Source organism: Sphingobacterium paludis, from assembly GCF_004364125.1.
Lineage (GTDB): Bacteria > Bacteroidota > Bacteroidia > Sphingobacteriales > Sphingobacteriaceae > Sphingobacterium > Sphingobacterium paludis.
The window spans coordinates 1-18173 of the sequence record NZ_SNZV01000004.1 but is presented as its reverse complement, the minus strand read 5'-3'; the positions used below and the strand labels follow the sequence as shown (position 1 = coordinate 18173).

Below are 18173 nucleotides of genomic sequence, written 5' to 3'. Positions count from 1 at the left end.
CTAAAAATTATTCACTACATCAATCACCTTTTCGACTTCACTTCCTTCCATAACCGGACTAATCGGTAGACTCAAAACCTCATTATGCATCTGTTCGGAAATTGGGTAACTTAAATCATTCCATTCTTCATATGCCTTCTGCTTATGAGGGGGGATTGGATAATGTATCAACGTTTGTATGTCGTTGTCAAGTAGATATTTTTGTAAATCATCTCGCTGTGCAGAACGAATAACGAACAAGTGCCAAACATGCGAATTTTCATTATTTGGCAAAGCCGGTAAAATGAGATTTCCGTTTTTAATCTCATTAATATAGCGTTTGGCAATGGATCGTCTAACAGAGTTCTCTTGATCAATGTACTTCAATTTAATATCTAGAACCGCCGCTTCTATCTCGTCTAATCGCGAATTTAGCCCTTGATACATATTAACGTACTTTTGATTTGAGCCGTAATTTGCTATCGCTCTAATGGTACTTGCTAAGTTAGTATCCTTACAAGTTACTGCGCCAGCATCGCCTAATGCTCCAAGATTTTTGCCTGGATAAAAACTAAATCCTGCCGCATCACCTAAATTGCCCGTTTTAACCCCCTTCCATTCAGCACCGATTGCTTGCGCATTATCTTCGACAATTTTCAAACCATACCTATCGGCCAACGCCACTAAATCATTGGAAAATACGGCTGCGCCATAAAGGTGGACTAACAAAATAGCCTTTGTTCTTTCCGTAATATTTCCTTCTATTTTGTCGAGGTCAAGATTGTAAGTTTCCATATCAGGCTCAACCAATACTGGAATCAACCCATTGTCAGATATAGCTAAAATCGAAGCTATATAGGTATTTGATGGAACAATAACTTCGTCACCAACCTGCATAACTCCAAGCTCAATATAAGCGCGAAATATAAGACGCAAAGCATCTAATCCATTCGCAACACCTATAGCATGAGTTGCCCCTATATAATTAGCTAAATTATTTTCGAATAGCTTAACTTCATTTCCTAATAAATACCAACCGCTTCTGAACACGTCAATAATTTTGCTTTCAATCTCTGATTGGTATTGTAAATTTATCTTTTGTAGATCTAAAAATTTTATCATTTTACAACTTTTCTAAGTCAAATTGTTTGCCTTTTTTATCTTTTCCATGCATATCAAGTAACACCCCTTCTCGTGTAATGTAGCCTCGATGTTTAGCGGGATTACCGTAGTAAACGTGGAAATCTGGAATGGATTTCGTTACTACACTTCCCGCCCCTAGAAAAGCGTACTGCCCGATTGTGTTTCCTGCTACTATTGTTGAGTTCGCTCCAATAGATGCCCCTTTCTTTACAACAGTACGCTCAAAAGATTCTGGATACTGCTTGGAACGAGGCACTAAATCGTTCGTAAAAGTCACATTAGGACCGAGAAAAGCGTCGTCTTCAATCGTAACTCCGTCCCAGATTTGGACACCAGATTTAATCGTAACATTGTTTCCAATAATTACATCATTCTCAATAAAAACATTGAAGTTAATGTTGCAGTTACTTCCAATTATGGCACCTTGTAGAATAACGCTGTACTGCCAAACACAGGTTCCTTCACCTATGTTACTGGATTGCACATCACTAGTTGGATGAATTTTAGTCATGTTTAATGTAATCTAAATAGGCCGAATAGTCACGTATATAATCTCTTTCATCGTAATGATGGGAAGCGAAAACTAAACAAATTGCACCTGATGAAAAATTGACCTCACTCGCCCAAACACCAGGGGGGATATGAAGTCCAATATTAGGTCGATTTAAAAAAATCTGCCGCTTATACCGCCCATCATCAAGCGTGACCTCGAAGCTACCGCTGGCGGCTACCAGAAATTGATGACAAGCTTTGTGAGCATGCGCTCCACGACTCTCCCCGCCAGCTATATCGTACAAATAGAAAACTCGCTTTACTTCGAAAGGAAAATCATTATTTTCAATAACTGTTATATTGCCGCTCTCTGAATTAATCTTCCCGAGATCTAATACTGCACACTCGAAAATTGTAGCTTTAGCCATTCTTTAAAAGTTTAAATTCGTCATAATCGCGAATGTAGTCAGTTTCACTATACGCGCTATCTGAAACGATCAACGCCAACGAATTTGTTGAAAAATTCTCTATCCTCCTCCAATACATTTCGGGAATAAATAGACCAGTATACGACCGATTTAGAGAGTAAACCACTTCATCATTACCGTCATTCAAGATGATATCGAAACTGCCTGACAACGCCACGATAAATTCTTTTTGCTTTTTGAAAGCATGACTACCTCGAATGTCTCCTCCTGGAACATCGTAAATCCAGTAAGTTCGCTTAATATCAAATGGAATCTGCCTTTGTCCTTCGAAAAAAGAGAGATTGCCCCGTTTATCTATAATTTTAGGTAAAGCTATAACGCGCGGCTTTTCCATATTATTAATTTTTTGAATTTAACACTTTTTGTAAGTAAGCGTAATAATCGCCTTTCATATCATTTATACGAGCCATTACGGTTTCTTTGGAGATCCAGCCTTGTGATACAGCGATTTCCTCCAAACAGGCGATCTTAAGCCCCGTCCGCTTTTCCATAGCTTTCACAAATTCTGTAGCTTCGGTTAAGGATTCATGTGTTCCTGTATCCAACCATGCATGTCCTCGCCCCATTCGCTGCATGGCGAGATTATTGTCGGTAAGATAGGTTTGATTGACCGTCGTGATTTCCAATTCGCCACGCGAGGATGGCTTGACGGATCGTGCTATGTCTAGGACGGAATTTGGATAGAAGTAAAGCCCAACAACTGCGTAATTCGACTTGGGTTTTTCAGGCTTTTCCTCAATACTTAAGACGTTTCCTTTTTCGTCAAAGCTTGCCACACCATATCGCTGCGGATCATCTACAGCATATCCAAATATAACTGCTTTTTGCTCTTCGGATACAGTGCTTACAGCATCATGTAACAGCTTCTTTAATCCTGCGCCATAGAATATATTGTCTCCTAAAACGAGACAAACATCGTCTCCCCCAATAAATTCTTCACCAATTATAAATGCTTGTGCCAACCCATCAGGCGAGGGCTGCTCTGCGTAAACAAAAGAAACACCCAAATCAGCCCCATCGCCAAGAAGTTTTTTAAAATTAGGAAGATCGTGTGGTGTAGAAATAATGAGAATCTCTTTAATACCAGCCAACATTAATACCGAAAGCGGATAATATATCATCGGCTTATCATAAATTGGTAAAAGCTGTTTGGATACTGCTAATGTCAGTGGGTGCAAACGGGTGCCGGATCCGCCGGCTAATATAATTCCTTTCATTGTGCTATTTTTCTATGAGGTGATATTTCTGGAAGTTGTTACGCAACGGCGAATACAATCTCCAACATTTATAGTTTATTTAACATTTCAAGCAAGCTATATCTCCAATTGGGCGCGTCAACCTGAAACGTCGTTTTTATCTTGTTCTTATCGAGCAGGGAATATTTTGGGCGTTTGGCTGGCGTCGGGTATTGCTCCGTACGAATGGCGTTGATTTTACAATTCAATCCTTTTATGTCGCGAATAGCGACAGCGAAGTCATACCAAGAAATTTCACCTTCATTGCTGAAATTGTAAATGCCATTTTCCCATTTATCAGATTCCACAATGAGCATGATTGCCTGCGCCAGATCAAGCGCGTAGGTCGGCGAACCTATTTGATCTGCAATCACGGAGATCTCATCGCGTTCTTTCATTAAACGGATCATGGTCTTCACAAAATTGGCGCCATACGTGGAGTAAACCCAAGATGTACGAATAATAATATAATGGGGTGCCCATTTTTGAATAGCCAATTCTCCTTTCCATTTTGTTTGGCCATAGGTATTTATCGGCGCTACGGCAGCATCCTCGCTCAAAGGATTTGCGGAGTTCCCGTCAAAAACATAATCTGTAGAAATAGCAATAAGCTTAACATCATGTAGCCGGCAATATTGTGCAATCTCTTCAGAAGCCAGATGATTGACCTGATCAGCTAAGGCTGGCTCTGACTCTGCTCGATCAACGGCCGTGTAAGCCGCTGCATGAATAATGAGATCAGGTTGGTACATCCCCAAGATGTCTTGGATAAGATTTGTTTGCTCCAATGGCAACTCCTTTCTATCTAAAAAAAAGAGCTCATAGCCGGTACGTTCTTTAAATACGTCGTTCAGTTCGGAACCTAACTGACCATTGGCACCTGTAATAAGTATTTTCATAGGATATGTCGACTACTTGCTAAAGACCGTATCGAAACTAGGCAACACCTGATCTTTATCGGAGATAATAAGTTCATCTGCAGAGACTACCCAATCAATTCCTAACGCTGGATCATCAAACTTTACACCGCATTCCGATTCCTTATTGTAGAAATTATCGCATTTGTAAAAGAAGGTTGCCGTGTCGCTTAGCACGACAAACCCATGCAAAAATCCGCGGGGGACAAAGAACTGCAGGTTGTTTTCGGCAGACAGTTCGATCGCAACATGTTGGCCGAACGTTTCCGAATCTGGTCGCGCATCTACGGCGACATCAATTACTTTTCCTTCTAGTACACGAACTAATTTTGCTTGCGCATGGTCACCAGCTTGTGCATGCAGCCCACGTAAAACGCCTCGCGTGGAATACGATTGATTATCTTGCACAAAATGGGTTTCCGCGCCTGTAAGTTTATTAAACGTTTGCTCATTAAAACTTTCAAAAAAATAGCCGCGGCTATCGCCAAATTTCGTTGGCTCCAGAATAAAACAGCCTTTTAGTTTTGTTTCTGTCGCTTTCATTAACCCTCGTATTGTGTATCGTAGTAGTTCTGGTAATCTCCGGAAGTGACATTATTAAGCCATTCTTCATTTTTCAAGAACCAATCAATGGTGATAGATAAGCCTTGCTCAAAAGTTACAGATGGTTTATAACCTAACTCTTTGTTGATTTTCGTTGCATCGATGGCATACCGCAAGTCGTGACCGGGACGATCTTTGACGAAGGTGATCAGTTTAGCGGAAGTGCCAGCAGCACGACCCAACTTCTCATCCATTTGCTTGCAAAGTTCTTTTACCAAATCGATATTCTGCCACTCGTTGAAACCACCGACATTATAGGAATCGCCATTTTTACCTTGATGATACACCATATCAATCGCTTTCGCATGATCGATAACAAACAACCAGTCTCTTGTATACTTACCATCTCCATAAATAGGAAGCGGCTTTTCGTTTAGAATATTATGAATACACAGAGGAATCAATTTTTCCGGGAAATGATTCGGACCGTAATTGTTAGAGCAGTTCGTCAAAACAATAGGTAAGCCATAGGTATCGTGATAGGCGCGCACGAAATGATCGGAAGAAGCTTTTGATGCAGAATACGGGGAATGCGGATCATACTTGGTGTCTTCCGTGAAGAGTCCCGTCTCGCCTAAGGCGCCAAAAACCTCGTCCGTAGAGACATGGTGAAAACGTTTACCTTCGTAATTGTCCTTCCATATTTCTTTAGCGGCATTCAGTAAATTGACCGTACCGATGACATTGGTCATCACAAAAGCCGTAGGATTGGTAATGGAGCGATCTACGTGCGATTCAGCCGCCAAGTGAATAATACCATCTGGCTGATACTCACGAAAGATATTCAGGATGAGTGACGCGTCCGTAATATCCGCTTTTACAAAGCTGTAATTCGACCTGTCTTCAATATCTTTAAGATTTTCAAGATTCCCGGCATACGTCAATGCATCGACATTGATGATATTGTATTCGGGATATTTGTTTACAAACTCACGCACGACATGGGATCCAATAAAGCCTGCCCCGCCGGTTATTAAAATGGTTTTATTCATCTTACTGATATTTTTATCTCTTTTTTCTTCTTATTATTTATCGCATCAATACTACCTAAGTCCCTCTGCGATATGATATTCCATAACGCGATACGTATAAACCGACTGGATCGATAACGATCGGCTCATGCCTCTGTCGAATTTCCTGCCGCCTAGGTAATACGTGATGTAATTCGGCCTGGCTGTGAGGATATGAACGTCTGATGGGAGAATGGTTGATTGTCGCGCATTGAACATTTCCCCTTGTAATCAAAATTCGTTCCAAACTATGCAGCCTATGGGATAAAAATAACACATAACATGCCGTACAACATTGCGTAACAAGACCAAAACGCCCGATGACTCCCTATTTCTAATTTGTTAATTCGAAATTCTTCCCCTACCGTTAGCCTTGCGTCTTCTGATGCATGCTAGCACACCAGCACCAACAAAAATAAAATGCACTGTAAGAGTTTTAACACATGTTTTTCAGCTTACATAGACGCGAATTGGCATTACAATCTTTTCAAAAATACTGGTTCTGAACGGCAATAGCAACTCTGTGTTTATAACTAAGCGAATAAAACAGCTTGAAGAGCCGATAGGTAGCAAATTTATTATAGGCGTGCGTCCGTTACTTCGCGTGGCAACACGGCTTTGGTGTCAAACAATACGCCGGGGCCTTTTTTCAGTCTATCAAAAGAAATACTCAAAAATTCTTGATGAGCAACTGCTAGAATGATCGCATCATAACTGCCGCCATGCGCGTTGCTTTGCGAATGTTGATCGTCAAAAAAATCTGGAAGGGAGGGTACTTCCAAACCGGTCTTGCCCTCAATATTATCCACCAAGCGAGATTGCGAAGCTGTTGCAATAACGCCTTTTGTATTGCCTATTTCAGCGGGAGGAAGAGCGGGCAATAACGCGATGCCATACTCTTTTTTTACGATCTCAGGATTTGCCCAAGGATCGAAAACATCCACAGAAAGGCCAAATTCCTTGAGCTCACGATAAACGTCGACCACTTTACTATTCCGGATATCAGGACAGTTCTCCTTGAACGTAATGCCTAAGATAAGCGCTCGAGCACCTTTGATCGTTACGCCTTTTTTGATCAGCAACTTGACCGTCTTTCCTGCGATGAACGCGGCCATACGATCGTTGATACGGCGGCCCGATAGAATAACCTCTGGGTGATAACCAAGCTGTGACGATTTGTGCGCGAGATAATAAGGGTCAACAGAAATACAATGCCCACCAACCAGGCCCGGCTTAAATTTCAGGAAATTATACTTGGTGGACGCCGCGTCAAGCACTTCTTGTGTATCAATGCCTACGCGGTCAAATATGAGCGCCAGTTCATTAACAAAGGAAATGTTCACATCCCGCTGTGCGTTTTCAATGGCTTTTGAAGCCTCGGCAACTTTAATGGAAGACGCCTTGTGTGTTCCTGCAGTAATAATTCGTTTGTAGAGCTCGTCTACTTCTTTTGCTGCCTCTGGATTAGAACCCGAAGTAACCTTAATAGTATTTGCTAAGGTATGGACTTTATCGCCCGGGTTTATGCGTTCTGGAGAATACCCAACGGCGAAGTCGATGTTACAAGTTAATCCAGAAACCGATTCCAAAAGAGGAATACAATCTTCTTCGGTGCAGCCGGGATAGACTGTGGATTCATAGATTACCAAATCGCCTTTTTTCAACACCTCGCCTACATCCGCTGATGCGCGTTTTAGAAATTGCAAGTCGGGTGTATTGTAAGCATCGATGGGCGTCGGTACCGTAATGATATAAATTTGCGAATCGGCAATATCACGTAGTAATGATGAGGCACGGTAACCCGGGGATGTGCTTCCCGGTTCGCGATAGGCAAGAGAAAGCTGCACCGCATCAACCTCTTTTGTCCAATCCTTTCCATTTTGAAGCGCCTCCACGCGTTTTTGGTCGACATCAAAACCAATTACTGGAAAATGTTGTGAAAAAGCGAGCGCCAATGGCAAACCCACATAACCCTGTCCTATTACTGCAATGGTTTTTATCATACTAAATCTGCTATACGGCGAAACGGTGATCTTTTTTTGCGACAAATATCAAGCCACATCCGCTAGATGGTTAAACCGCTAATTCCAACGCCAAGATATCAGATTTTTGTATAAAAAGTGATTCGTTTTTTATGTCACAAGGTTTTAATAATTCTTCGATATCATACTTTTGCAATACTTGCTTAATAGCGGCAAGATGCTTACTATGATGCATGTCGGTACCTAAAAAGTCGTACATACCCGATTTAATCAGCATCAGGGCTTGATTTTTAACTCCCTGTCCATAGTAACGGGACACAGACAGCAGATTAAGCTGGAGCAAACAACCTGCGCTTTTGATATCTTTAAATATCTGGAAATTATGATGGTAATAATTATACCGCTCTGGATGAGCGAGCACAGGCTGATAACCTTTGTTTTGAATAGCTTTGATCGTGTGAAAAAGAGATTTTGACTCGGAGAGGTATGACATTTCAATCAACATATGGCCATTAGGTAGTAAACACAGCTCCCGGCTTTTGATCTTCGCATCCAACTCTTCATCAATCATATACTCTGCTGCAAACTCCAAATGAAACTTAAGGCCTTGGCGAACGACCTCTTGTTTAAGCGCTTCATAGGCAGTGCTTATGGTGTTGGGCGTATTGGGATGTACACCAGCCATCACATGAGGTGTACACACACAGCCTTGTATACCAATTTCCTGCAAACCTCTGATCAGCTTAACAGACTCTTGAATACTTTGGCTTCCATCATCTATTTGCGGCAATATATGGTTGTGGATGTCCCACTTTAACCAATCCAAAACATGCATTTTTGCCGTATCCTCTTTTTTAGCAAATAATCTCTCCCAGAACTTCATAATCTATGTGATATTCAAACCTTTTTGAAAGACAAAAATACAACGTTTCCTCAAAAGATCAAAAATTTTTTCTGAAAAAAATTAACGTGTTACGTAAACGATTCCACAACCAATGGTTATAAAATATCAACTTGCTTTTGAACCCTCCTCCGGAAAATGCGCTTGAACCAAATCTGTTGTGACACTTTCTTGAAGTAGGTATAGCTGTGCGCTCGCTTTTGCGTCCGATAGCGGATCGTGGTGATTAAGCTCAATACCCATAATTCGGCAACAAATGGAAAGCTTCGTTTTCTTAAAACCCTTTGCCCTGTAAATGATGCTCGTACAGTCCCAAGTAGGAGATAAGTGGAGCTGCTTATAATCTAACCCATAATGAGCCATTGTTTTCATCAGCACTTCCCGATCGAACTTTTCATTGTGCGCCACCATGAACGCGCCCTGTAGGTAGCCCTCAATAACGGGAAAGAGCTCTTCGAAGGTGGGCGCTGTTACTGTATCTTTTGCTTTTATACCATGCACGCGCGTGGTCTGCCACATGTATTTGTTATCGGGTGGACGAACCAAGCTATGAAACTGCTCGATGATCTCGCCGTCTACCACCTTTACGATACCCACTGCACACACACTGTTATAGGCGGCGGTCGCCAATTCAAAATCTATCGCTGTAAAGGTCATTCCGTGATATTTCTACAAAGATAGTGAAATTTATGGGATGTTATAGTTCTTCGCGCCCCGTAAGCCGCCACGAACCTAAACGTGACAGGTAACCAGCCCGGCAATGCAATCCCCTAATCCTACTGAAATTACCTCAATAGCCATATTTATCTCGCCATTTTTTCTGAAGCGATTCCCGTAACTTGCTCTCTGCCGCGTTTGCGCCGGGATCGTAAAGTAAGGTGCCGCTTAGCTTATCCGGTAAAAATTCCTGTTGCACGAAATTACCTGGAAAGGCGTGCGCATACTTGTATTGCGTACCATAATCCAATTCTTTCATCAATTTCGTAGGCGCGTTACGCAAGTGTAGTGGTACCGGTAAATCGCCAGTTTGACGAACAAGGGCCTGCGCTTTGTTGATCGCCTCGTAGGATGCATTGCTTTTTGCCGATGAGGCCAAATAGGTGACTGTTTGCGAAAGTATGATCCGTGATTCAGGCCATCCGATTACATTTACAACTTGGAAACAGTTGTTGGCTAAGAGTAAAGCATTCGGGTTCGCATTTCCAATATCTTCAGAAGCCAAGATCAACAACCGACGCGCAATAAATGATGGGTCTTCTCCCCCCTCGATCATTCGCGCCAACCAATACACCGCAGCATTCGGATCACTGCCCCGAATGGACTTGATAAAAGCGGATATAATATCGTAATGCTGTTCACCCGTTTTATCATAAAGCGCCATATTCTGCTGCACCTGCTTCAAGACAAATGCATTGGTAACGGGTTGCTTCTGCGCGAAGGCCGCATGTACTACCAGTTCAAAGACGTTGAGTAATTTTCTGGCATCTCCGCCGGATAGGCGAAATAATGCTTCATATTCTTCAATTTGTATGGGATGATCTTTCAAATAAGCATCGCGCTCCAGAGCCTGATTCAATATAATACGCAAATCCTGTTCAGATAAATGTTCCAACACGTAGACCTGACAGCGTGACAAAAGCGCGGAGATAACTTCAAAGGAAGGATTTTCAGTCGTGGCGCCAATGAGCGTCACCAAGCCCCTTTCCACAGCGCCGAGCAACGAGTCTTGCTGTGATTTGGAGAAACGATGGATCTCATCAATAAACAGGATAGGCTGCTCTTGGTTAAAATTACGGAGCTTCTCCGCTTTATCGATGACCTCCCGAATATCTTTAACGCCAGATTGTATAGCACTGAGCGAGAAGAATGGTCGGTTGAGTTCGCCTGCGATTAAAAAAGCGAGACTGGTCTTACCCACACCGGGAGGCCCCCAAAAAATCATAGAGGGAATGTTTTGCTGCGCGATTGCATTACGAAGTACGGCATCCTCGCCGATAATATGTTGCTGCCCAATGTAATCGGCGATACTTTTTGGACGCATACGCTCTGCTAACGGTATTGCTGTTGCCATATACAAAGATAAGCAAATATGCAGCTCCTTTTGACCCCATAGATATACATAAAAAAACCTTATTTTTAACAACAATAAAAAAGAGAGAACAATGAAAAAAAGATTTTTAGCCCTGCTTACCGCTGGAATCATCTTCGTAAGCTTATTAGAAACACAGGCACAAGTCAAGTTTCCCCAGTCAAGCAGCACGACAAAGATTGAGCAAGCCATCGGTATTAAAAAAGTGACCTTAGTATACCAACGCCCTAATGTAAACGAGCGCGTAATTTTCGGTAGCCTGGAGCCTTATGATAAAGTGTGGAGAACGGGTGCGAATAATATCCCAAGTATCACCTTTGAAGAAGAAGTCACTATCGCTGGCAGCAAAGTTCCCGCCGGCACGTATGGAATCTTCAGCATTCCGAAGAAAACCGGCGACTGGACCATTATTCTAAGCAAAAACGCGAACCAGTGGGGCGCCTATCAATATAAGCAGGAAGAAGATTTGCTTCGTTTCCCGGCAAAAGCCAAAAAATTAAACGACAAAGTCGAAACGTTCACCATGGCTTTTGAAAATGTGAAACCCAACGGAGCAGATCTTTCACTTGCTTGGGAAAATAGCAAAGTGTCTTTCCACATTGCCGTAGATCAATCAAAAGAGATCATGGCCTCTATCGATGAGGCAATGAAGGGCGAAAAGAAGCCGTATTTCCAGGCTGCCCAGTATTATTACAATAACGATTTAGATATTAATAAAGCACTTGCTTGGGCAAACGAAGCTGATAAAGACAACACGAAGGCGCCACATATCAAATATTGGAAAGCTAGAATCCAACTGAAGGCCGGCGACAAAGCGGGTGCCATCAAAACGGCGACCGAAGGCGTAGCCATGGCTAAATCAGCTAACAACGAAGAATACGTGAAGTTAAATACGCAGGTAATAACTGCTGCTAAATAATAAATCTGGCGCGCGCCTTGACCCCTATCGCGCGCGCTACTCTTTTAAAGCGTCCAGCAAAATAGTTACGGGATGGAAGGCCCGGATATGAACGCCCTCCCATACCTGCTGCCGGCAGGACGTGCCCGACGCCACCACCACGGTATCTGCGGCCTTTTCCCGCAAATAAGGAAACAGCACGAGCTCGCCTACACGCTGCGAAAGGGCATAATGCTCTTTTTCAAACCCAAATGACCCCGCCATGCCGCAGCATCCGGAAGGAATGACATCGACTGTGTAATGCCGTGGCAAACGCAATATTTCTGCGACTTTATCGTGTAGGCTCCACACTTTTTGCTGACAGTGCGTGTGCAAAGCAATATGCTTTGTATCAGAAACGAAACGTTCTGCCGTCAAATTCCCTTCCAGCATCTCCTGGTGCAGAAATTCTTCTATGGTCAACGCTCGAGCAGCAACCGCATGTGCATCGGGGATTAAGTCTTCATCAACCAAATCGACGTATTCGTCGCGAAAACCAAGAACAGCGGATGGTTCGACACCGACGAGGTAATGCGTTGTATCCAACAGCGGGGCAAAAAGCCTCACCTGCTGATTGGCCACCCCTTGCGCTTCCCGTAAAAAGCCTTTGGAGATTAGTGCTCGCCCGCTAGCAGGATGCCGCTGAGCCTTCACCGTATAACCAAGTTTTTCCAACAATTGAATCGCATGTTTCCCGATCTCCACATCATGATAGTTGGTGAACTCATCAAAAAAGAAATACACTTGTTTTTCATGGATTGTGCGGCTAGCTGTATTCCGCGCGACAAACCAATCGTACAAGGTTTGTCGGGCAACAGTAGGTAACGCTCGTTGTGGCGCAAAACCCAACAATCGTTTTACAGCGGTTCCAATCATAGGGTGTCCAACAGACCAGTTATAGATCGACGAAATGGGCCGTACGAGTTTAGTCATTCGCTCCACATGCCCTATCAACCAACTCCGCAGCGGCACGCCATTGGCATCGTAATAAGCTTGCTGAAAATCCGCCTTCAGCTTGGCCATATCCACATTAGACGGACATTCTGATTTGCAGCCTTTACAACTCAAGCATAAATCCAGCACGTCTTTAATTTCTCGATGATCAAATGGATTTTTCTTCGTCGAGGTCGAAAGCATCTCCCGCAATATATTTGCACGAGCACGCGTTGTATCCTGCTCGTTTCGTGTAGCCATATAAGACGGGCACATCGTTCCGCCCGAAAGCTGGGTCTTTCGGCAATCGCCGGAGCCGTTACACTGCTCGATGTGCTGCAAGATATGTTGTCCTTGGTATCGGAACACAGAAGGTATTTGGCTTCGAAAAGACTGAGTATCGTCATACCGAAGGAAGGTATCCATCGCTGCGGTGTCGACAATCTTTCCCGGATTAAAGACACCCTTCGGATCCCAAAGCTTCTTTATTTGTTGCAGCAAACCGTAATTATGCTCTCCGAGCATAAGGGCTATAAACTCCCCCCGCAGCCTACCATCGCCATGCTCGCCACTTAGTGATCCGCCATATTTCTTTACCAACTTCGCAATTTCGGTCGCCACAAGCCGAAACTGCGTTCTGCCGGATTCATTTTTTAAATTTAAGATGGGGCGCAGATGCAGTTCGCCAGTGGCCGCGTGTGCATAATGCACAGAATAAAGCCCGTAGCGGGATAAAATTTCATTAAATTCTGCAATGTATGCCGGCAAGTCTTCCACGGCAACGGCGGTGTCTTCCACCACGGCGACGGGCTTAAAGTCTCCGGGCGTATTACTTAGCAAACCAAGCCCTGCTTTTCGTAGATCCCAAACGCGTTTTTTATCCGCGCCAGCGACAATAGGAAAATAGTAACCCATGCCTTGCTGGCGCATATCTTGCTCTACCTCCCCAATTTTTTCATAAATGGCATCCATCGTCTCGCCCGCGTATTCCACAACTAGAATAGCACCCGGATCACCCTGTACAAAAAAGCGGTTTTCAAGCTGCGCTATATTATTTTTTGTGCATTCCAAAATATAGCGATCCATCAGCTCACTAACCAAAGGTCGATGTTTCAGCGCGATCAAGTTGGCCAGTAAAGCATCCTCCACGGAGGCAAAATGGGCACAGAGCAAGGCACTTTGTTGCTGTGGAGCATCGACGACTTGCAGTTTTATTGACGTGATGAAGGCCAACGTTCCCTCTGACCCGCAAATGAGCTTACAAAAATTGAAAAGCTCAGCACCAGCGGTAAAGGGATCCGTATCCAGCAACAGGTCTATGGCATAGCCCGTGTTTCGCCTTTCTATCTTCTTTTTCGGAAAATCACGGCGAATACTCTCCTGATTAGCGTAGTCGCCCAGCAACGTTCGAATTTGGCGATATAGCTGCCCTTCCATAGTAGGAAGATTGCATTTTTCGCAAAACTCTTCGAAGGTAAGCGACCGAAAGGTTACAGAAGACCCATCACTGAGCAACGCATCCACTTCGAGCGTATGTTCGCGCGTGCTTTTATAGACCAAAGAGTTTGATCCGCAGGAGTTGTTGCCCACCATTCCACCGATCATTGCACGATTGGCAGTCGACGTTTCCGGTCCGAAAAATAGACCGTAAGGTTTCAAAAAGAGATTGAGCTCATCACGGATAACGCCCGGCTGAACGCGCACCCATTTCTCCTCCACATTGATCTCGGATATCTCCGTAAAATACTTGGATACGTCAACCACAATGCCCGCACCGACCACCTGCCCCGCCAGCGAGGTACCGGCGGTCCGTGGGATAAGTGATGTCCCCTGCTCACGGGCGAACCCGATAAGCCTGTTGATATCGCTCACGTCTTTCGGGAAAGCGACGGCAAGCGGATACTCCCTGTAAGCCGAAGCATCGGTTGCGTACAGTGCCCGCATTTTTTTATCATAATAGAGCTCGCCTACAAGTTGCCTTTGCAGTCGCTTTAAGTGCCGATCCATCGTATACCTTCTTATCTAGCCTTTATGTATTTGTTGGGTGTATGTGCTTTCAAATATCTTGTCTGCATTATTGGCCTCGAAGCCTTCCCTACGGTGCGCAGCTGTGAGCTCCCGCGGGTCAAGATGTTGATAGGCCGGCAGCGGAAGGCGCTCGGCAAATTCGACATAGCTACCCGCAATTTGCAGGGTGCGGCCGTCTGAAAATGTAGCGTCGTACAGGGCGGATACGGTACTGCTCTGCCGCAACAGCCCATCCGCACTGGTTTTTATTTTTCCGCCCGACGTATTAAGTTTGATGCCTATACCTTCTAAAAAAGCATTGAATGCTTCCAGCGTATTGTATCCCGCTTGCAACTCATGGATGCTGATGGTATAGTGATTCAGGTAATAGCGGTTGTAAATAACCCAGGCCGCATATTCACTTTCTTGCAACAGGCGTTCGTAGTCTTTTGCGGTTGGCAGCGACCATAAGGGCTGCTGTAGAAAAGCGGCAACCCCGGGCCCATCAGCCAGATCAAGCTTTGCCACAGGATCGGCGACGATCGGGTTTGTATAGCGATAAATGATTTGCTGCGCCTCCTCACTCAGCGCCTTAACCTGTAGTTCGGAAACAAAAATCCGCGGATAGTGCGGAGCAGGGGGTGCATACCAATAGGCGTCCAGCTTCTTCGCCTCAAAATAATAGTGATCTCGACGCTCGTAACCGTAAGCCTGAAAAATCTTTTCAAATGATTGTATGCCCAGATGAGAAACCCCCAATGTACGGAAAGCGATATGATCATTTACAATATCTTCCTGGGAGTTGATCACAGCTTTTTCGAGCAACGCATTCGTGATTTTAGAAACATCAGCAACATGTTTGCTATACTGGTCAAAAAGATCGTTGAGCACGATATCCAATGGCTTTTGTTCGTCGAAATGCATAACAAAATAAATTAAGGTTTACTATATAAAGGTAAGGAAAATATTGGTAGTGCGTAGTGAGAATAGGTTGTAGTACTTCGTATGTAGATGTGCGTATCGAGTAATGCGTAGTGCGATAAACTGAGTTATTCTTTACTTTATCGCTTCTGACCCTTATTCAACGATATGTCGCATCAGTTTTTTTCGCATCTGTATACATTTGCCTTCGCACAATCCAATAAGGATGCAACAAAAATAAGCGACGGGGTTTTGAATACGTTTGCCCTACAAAAGTATTTGCCTTCCCGCGGCATGCGGCGGAAAGGATATGGGATGGACAATCCAATTTTAAAAAAAACTACAACTCTTCCCGCAACAACTTATCAAGCTCCTCGGGGCTAAGGTTCATATTAACGTTGCCATCTTTGGCCATAGAAATTTCCCCTGTCTCCTCGGAAACAATAACGGCAATGGCTTCGGAAACCTCGGTCACACCGATAGCGGCGCGGTGACGCAGCCCAAATTGTGGCGGCAGGTCTTCGCTATCCGAGATCGGAAGAACACTACTGGCCGTCATGATACGAAAATCAACAATCACCACGGCACCATCATGGAGTGGACTGTTTTTAAAAAAAATACTTTCCAGCAAACGCTTGGAAACCGGGGCATCAATATACTCCCCGCTAGACTGATAATATTCCTCATCAAAATAACGCGAGAATACCAAAAGTGCACCGGTACGGGACTTTGACATACTTCGACAGGCATCAATAATGGGTTTTAAGCGCTCACTATTATCCACCTGCGTTGCTTTCTTCGTTCCGAGAAAAGACCAAAAGAATTTTTTCCGCCGAAGGGAGATATTTTTACCGATATGAATTAAAAATCGACGGATCTCCTGTTGGAAAACGACAATCAGTGCAATGGATCCGACCGATATAAAGCCTCCAAAAATCTCCGTCAGGAGGCGCATCTCCATCTGCTTTACCACCAGGTATATACCGTAAAACAAGGCAATGCCCAATAGAATGTTAACAGCAATGGTTCCCTTGATTAAGCTGTAAACGTAGTATATGATGATGGCCACCAAAAAGATATCGATGACATCCAGCAGGCGAAATCCACTAAAGATATTAAGGTCGAAATTTTCCATGTATACCCTGCAATTTAATAAAAATTATGGATCTTTTTTGCGTTTTGCTCTAGTTAAAGGTATTTTGCTTCCAATGAAGAATACGAGCTTGCATTGAATGTAATAAGAGAATTTCATCCTGCTTGTTGTCGTTATTTAGATAAATAGTAATTTAATAAATTTTGCAAATTCGCATCATCCGGACCCGGAGCATCACTGTTTACCAACACTCCACTTTTATCATAAATTAAATATCGGGGAATAGTTTTTAACCCCAACTGCTTTAAGAACAAGTCTTGCTTTGTGTTGAGAATTAAAAAACTGTGTTTGTACATATGAAGGGCCTCTTGTTCATTTGCATTTTCCCAAGCAGTCAACTTATTGTCTATGGAGAGATATACAAATACGATATCTTTATCAGCGTAATCTTTTCTAAGTTTTAAGGATGCGGGCATCGCCTCTCTACAGGGGACACACCAGCTAGCCCAAAAATCTATATAGATAACTTTTCCTTTCAAGCCATTTAAATATTCCTGGTAGTCTATCTTAGCCCCTTGATTTGCGGAACTAATGATATAAGTATGTCCGGTATCGCTATGTAAAAGTTGGTTATTGAAATTTTTGTTAATATACTCTTTGTAATTCATGTCCTTAACATCTTCATTAAATAATGCGAGATGAGCGGGAAACGCTTCAGGTTTATTTTCCTTTATCTTTAATAGGTAATAAGTCAACAAATATTCCTTCACCTGACTACTGAACTTCCGCTTTGTTACACTGTAAGCTTCTTCGTAATTGATAGTGTTTGCGTTTACGGATCGTAACAGGCTTTTTTCCACATAGGAGTGTAATAAGGAGCGATAGAAACTATACTTTAGTAGATCTGGTCGAATTAGAAATTTCTTATCTATGTCATCTACGTTGGCTTTCTGTATTAATGCATTGTAATATGCGGAAAGCAAGTAATTTTTATATATAGGATATGTCTTCGAATCAAATAAGCCGTTATTTTTTAAGCTATCAAGATAATCTACACTGAGCTGAAAGCTTTGCTGCGGAGATATAGCGGAATGGTCAATTTTATTTTTCGGATCTTTGTTAACATAGAAAGTGAACATATTGATACCCACCCTACCATGCTGATTTAAGTGGTGGAAAAAATTCAGTTCATAAGGACTTACTTTCCTATTCGTGATGGCTAAATACGGGGTAGTCAACTGTTTATTTTTCAAAAACGTATTGCTGGGATTTTCTACAAAATCTACCGATACGGAATCTCCGGGGATAAATAGGTATAAATTATTATAGACGAACAACGACCCCGCACGGGAGTGTAACTCCAACTGTGTCAGTGGATAATTAATCTAACCCTAAAAGCCTCTATTGAGCTTGAGTCTATCCCCAAACCTAATGTAAAGTTGC

The 18173-nt window shown here is 43.2% G+C and carries 17 protein-coding genes; 1 reads left to right on the top strand and 16 read right to left on the bottom strand.

What is annotated here, in order from left to right:
• The 12 genes from B0I21_RS08350 to B0I21_RS08295 form a co-directional block, all read right to left on the bottom strand.
• Window positions 1-1101 (bottom strand): DegT/DnrJ/EryC1/StrS family aminotransferase, encoded by a 1101-nt coding sequence (locus B0I21_RS08350; protein ID WP_133640027.1) that lies wholly within the window; start codon window positions 1099-1101, stop codon window positions 1-3.
• Between the two features lies 1 nt (window position 1102).
• The gene (locus B0I21_RS08345; RefSeq protein WP_133640026.1) at window positions 1103-1633 is read right to left on the bottom strand and encodes an acyltransferase; all 531 of its coding nucleotides are present in this window, start codon (window positions 1631-1633) and stop codon (window positions 1103-1105) included.
• Window positions 1626-2042 carry a sugar 3,4-ketoisomerase gene (locus B0I21_RS08340; RefSeq protein WP_133640025.1) on the bottom strand — a complete coding sequence of 139 codons (417 nt, stop codon included), beginning with the start codon at window positions 2040-2042 and terminating at the stop codon, window positions 1626-1628. The genes B0I21_RS08345 and B0I21_RS08340 overlap by 8 nt, the downstream gene beginning before the upstream one ends.
• The gene (locus tag B0I21_RS08335; protein ID WP_133640024.1) at window positions 2035-2436 is read right to left on the bottom strand and encodes a sugar 3,4-ketoisomerase; all 402 of its coding nucleotides are present in this window, start codon (window positions 2434-2436) and stop codon (window positions 2035-2037) included. Before B0I21_RS08335 ends, B0I21_RS08340 begins: the two co-directional genes overlap by 8 nt.
• Window positions 2437-2440: 4 nt before the next feature.
• Window positions 2441-3319: a glucose-1-phosphate thymidylyltransferase RfbA gene (rfbA, locus tag B0I21_RS08330; RefSeq protein ID WP_133640023.1), complete on the bottom strand. Its 879-nt coding sequence runs from the start codon at window positions 3317-3319 to the stop codon at window positions 2441-2443.
• 68 nt (window positions 3320-3387) lie between these two features.
• The gene (gene rfbD / locus B0I21_RS08325) at window positions 3388-4236 is read right to left on the bottom strand and encodes a dTDP-4-dehydrorhamnose reductase (RefSeq protein WP_133640022.1); all 849 of its coding nucleotides are present in this window, start codon (window positions 4234-4236) and stop codon (window positions 3388-3390) included.
• 12 nt (window positions 4237-4248) lie between these two features.
• Entirely contained in the window at window positions 4249-4797 is a 549-nt protein-coding gene (gene rfbC / locus B0I21_RS08320) for a dTDP-4-dehydrorhamnose 3,5-epimerase (RefSeq protein ID WP_133640021.1), read from the bottom strand.
• The gene (rfbB, locus tag B0I21_RS08315; RefSeq protein WP_133640020.1) at window positions 4797-5849 is read right to left on the bottom strand and encodes a dTDP-glucose 4,6-dehydratase; all 1053 of its coding nucleotides are present in this window, start codon (window positions 5847-5849) and stop codon (window positions 4797-4799) included. Before rfbB ends, rfbC begins: the two co-directional genes overlap by 1 nt.
• A gap of 596 nt (window positions 5850-6445) precedes the next feature.
• The gene (locus tag B0I21_RS08310; protein WP_133640019.1) at window positions 6446-7870 is read right to left on the bottom strand and encodes a nucleotide sugar dehydrogenase; all 1425 of its coding nucleotides are present in this window, start codon (window positions 7868-7870) and stop codon (window positions 6446-6448) included.
• A gap of 70 nt (window positions 7871-7940) precedes the next feature.
• On the bottom strand, window positions 7941-8732 hold the full coding sequence (locus tag B0I21_RS08305; RefSeq protein ID WP_133640018.1) for a tyrosine-protein phosphatase: 792 nt from the start codon (window positions 8730-8732) through the stop codon (window positions 7941-7943).
• Window positions 8733-8858: 126 nt separating this feature from the next.
• Complete coding sequence (locus B0I21_RS08300) at window positions 8859-9407, bottom strand: 3'-5' exonuclease (RefSeq protein WP_133640017.1); 549 nt, start codon at window positions 9405-9407, stop codon at window positions 8859-8861.
• Between the two features lie 133 nt (window positions 9408-9540).
• Window positions 9541-10821 carry a replication-associated recombination protein A gene (locus tag B0I21_RS08295; protein WP_133640016.1) on the bottom strand — a complete coding sequence of 427 codons (1281 nt, stop codon included), beginning with the start codon at window positions 10819-10821 and terminating at the stop codon, window positions 9541-9543.
• Between the two features lie 91 nt (window positions 10822-10912).
• Here B0I21_RS08295 and B0I21_RS08290 point away from each other — a divergent pair, with 91 nt between their 5' ends.
• Window positions 10913-11758, top strand: coding sequence for a DUF2911 domain-containing protein (locus B0I21_RS08290; protein ID WP_133640015.1), 846 nt, complete (start codon window positions 10913-10915; stop codon window positions 11756-11758).
• 36 nt (window positions 11759-11794) lie between these two features.
• Here B0I21_RS08290 and B0I21_RS08285 read toward each other — a convergent pair whose 3' ends face one another.
• The 4 genes from B0I21_RS08285 to B0I21_RS08270 form a co-directional block, all read right to left on the bottom strand.
• Entirely contained in the window at window positions 11795-14716 is a 2922-nt protein-coding gene (locus B0I21_RS08285; RefSeq protein ID WP_133640014.1) for an FAD-binding and (Fe-S)-binding domain-containing protein, read from the bottom strand.
• A gap of 15 nt (window positions 14717-14731) precedes the next feature.
• Window positions 14732-15640: a DUF1338 domain-containing protein gene (locus B0I21_RS08280; protein WP_133640013.1), complete on the bottom strand. Its 909-nt coding sequence runs from the start codon at window positions 15638-15640 to the stop codon at window positions 14732-14734.
• Between the two features lie 337 nt (window positions 15641-15977).
• Window positions 15978-16772 carry a diadenylate cyclase CdaA gene (cdaA, locus tag B0I21_RS08275; RefSeq protein ID WP_133640012.1) on the bottom strand — a complete coding sequence of 265 codons (795 nt, stop codon included), beginning with the start codon at window positions 16770-16772 and terminating at the stop codon, window positions 15978-15980.
• A gap of 131 nt (window positions 16773-16903) precedes the next feature.
• Complete coding sequence (locus tag B0I21_RS08270; protein ID WP_133640011.1) at window positions 16904-18094, bottom strand: TlpA family protein disulfide reductase; 1191 nt, start codon at window positions 18092-18094, stop codon at window positions 16904-16906.
• Window positions 18095-18173 lie beyond the last annotated feature (79 nt).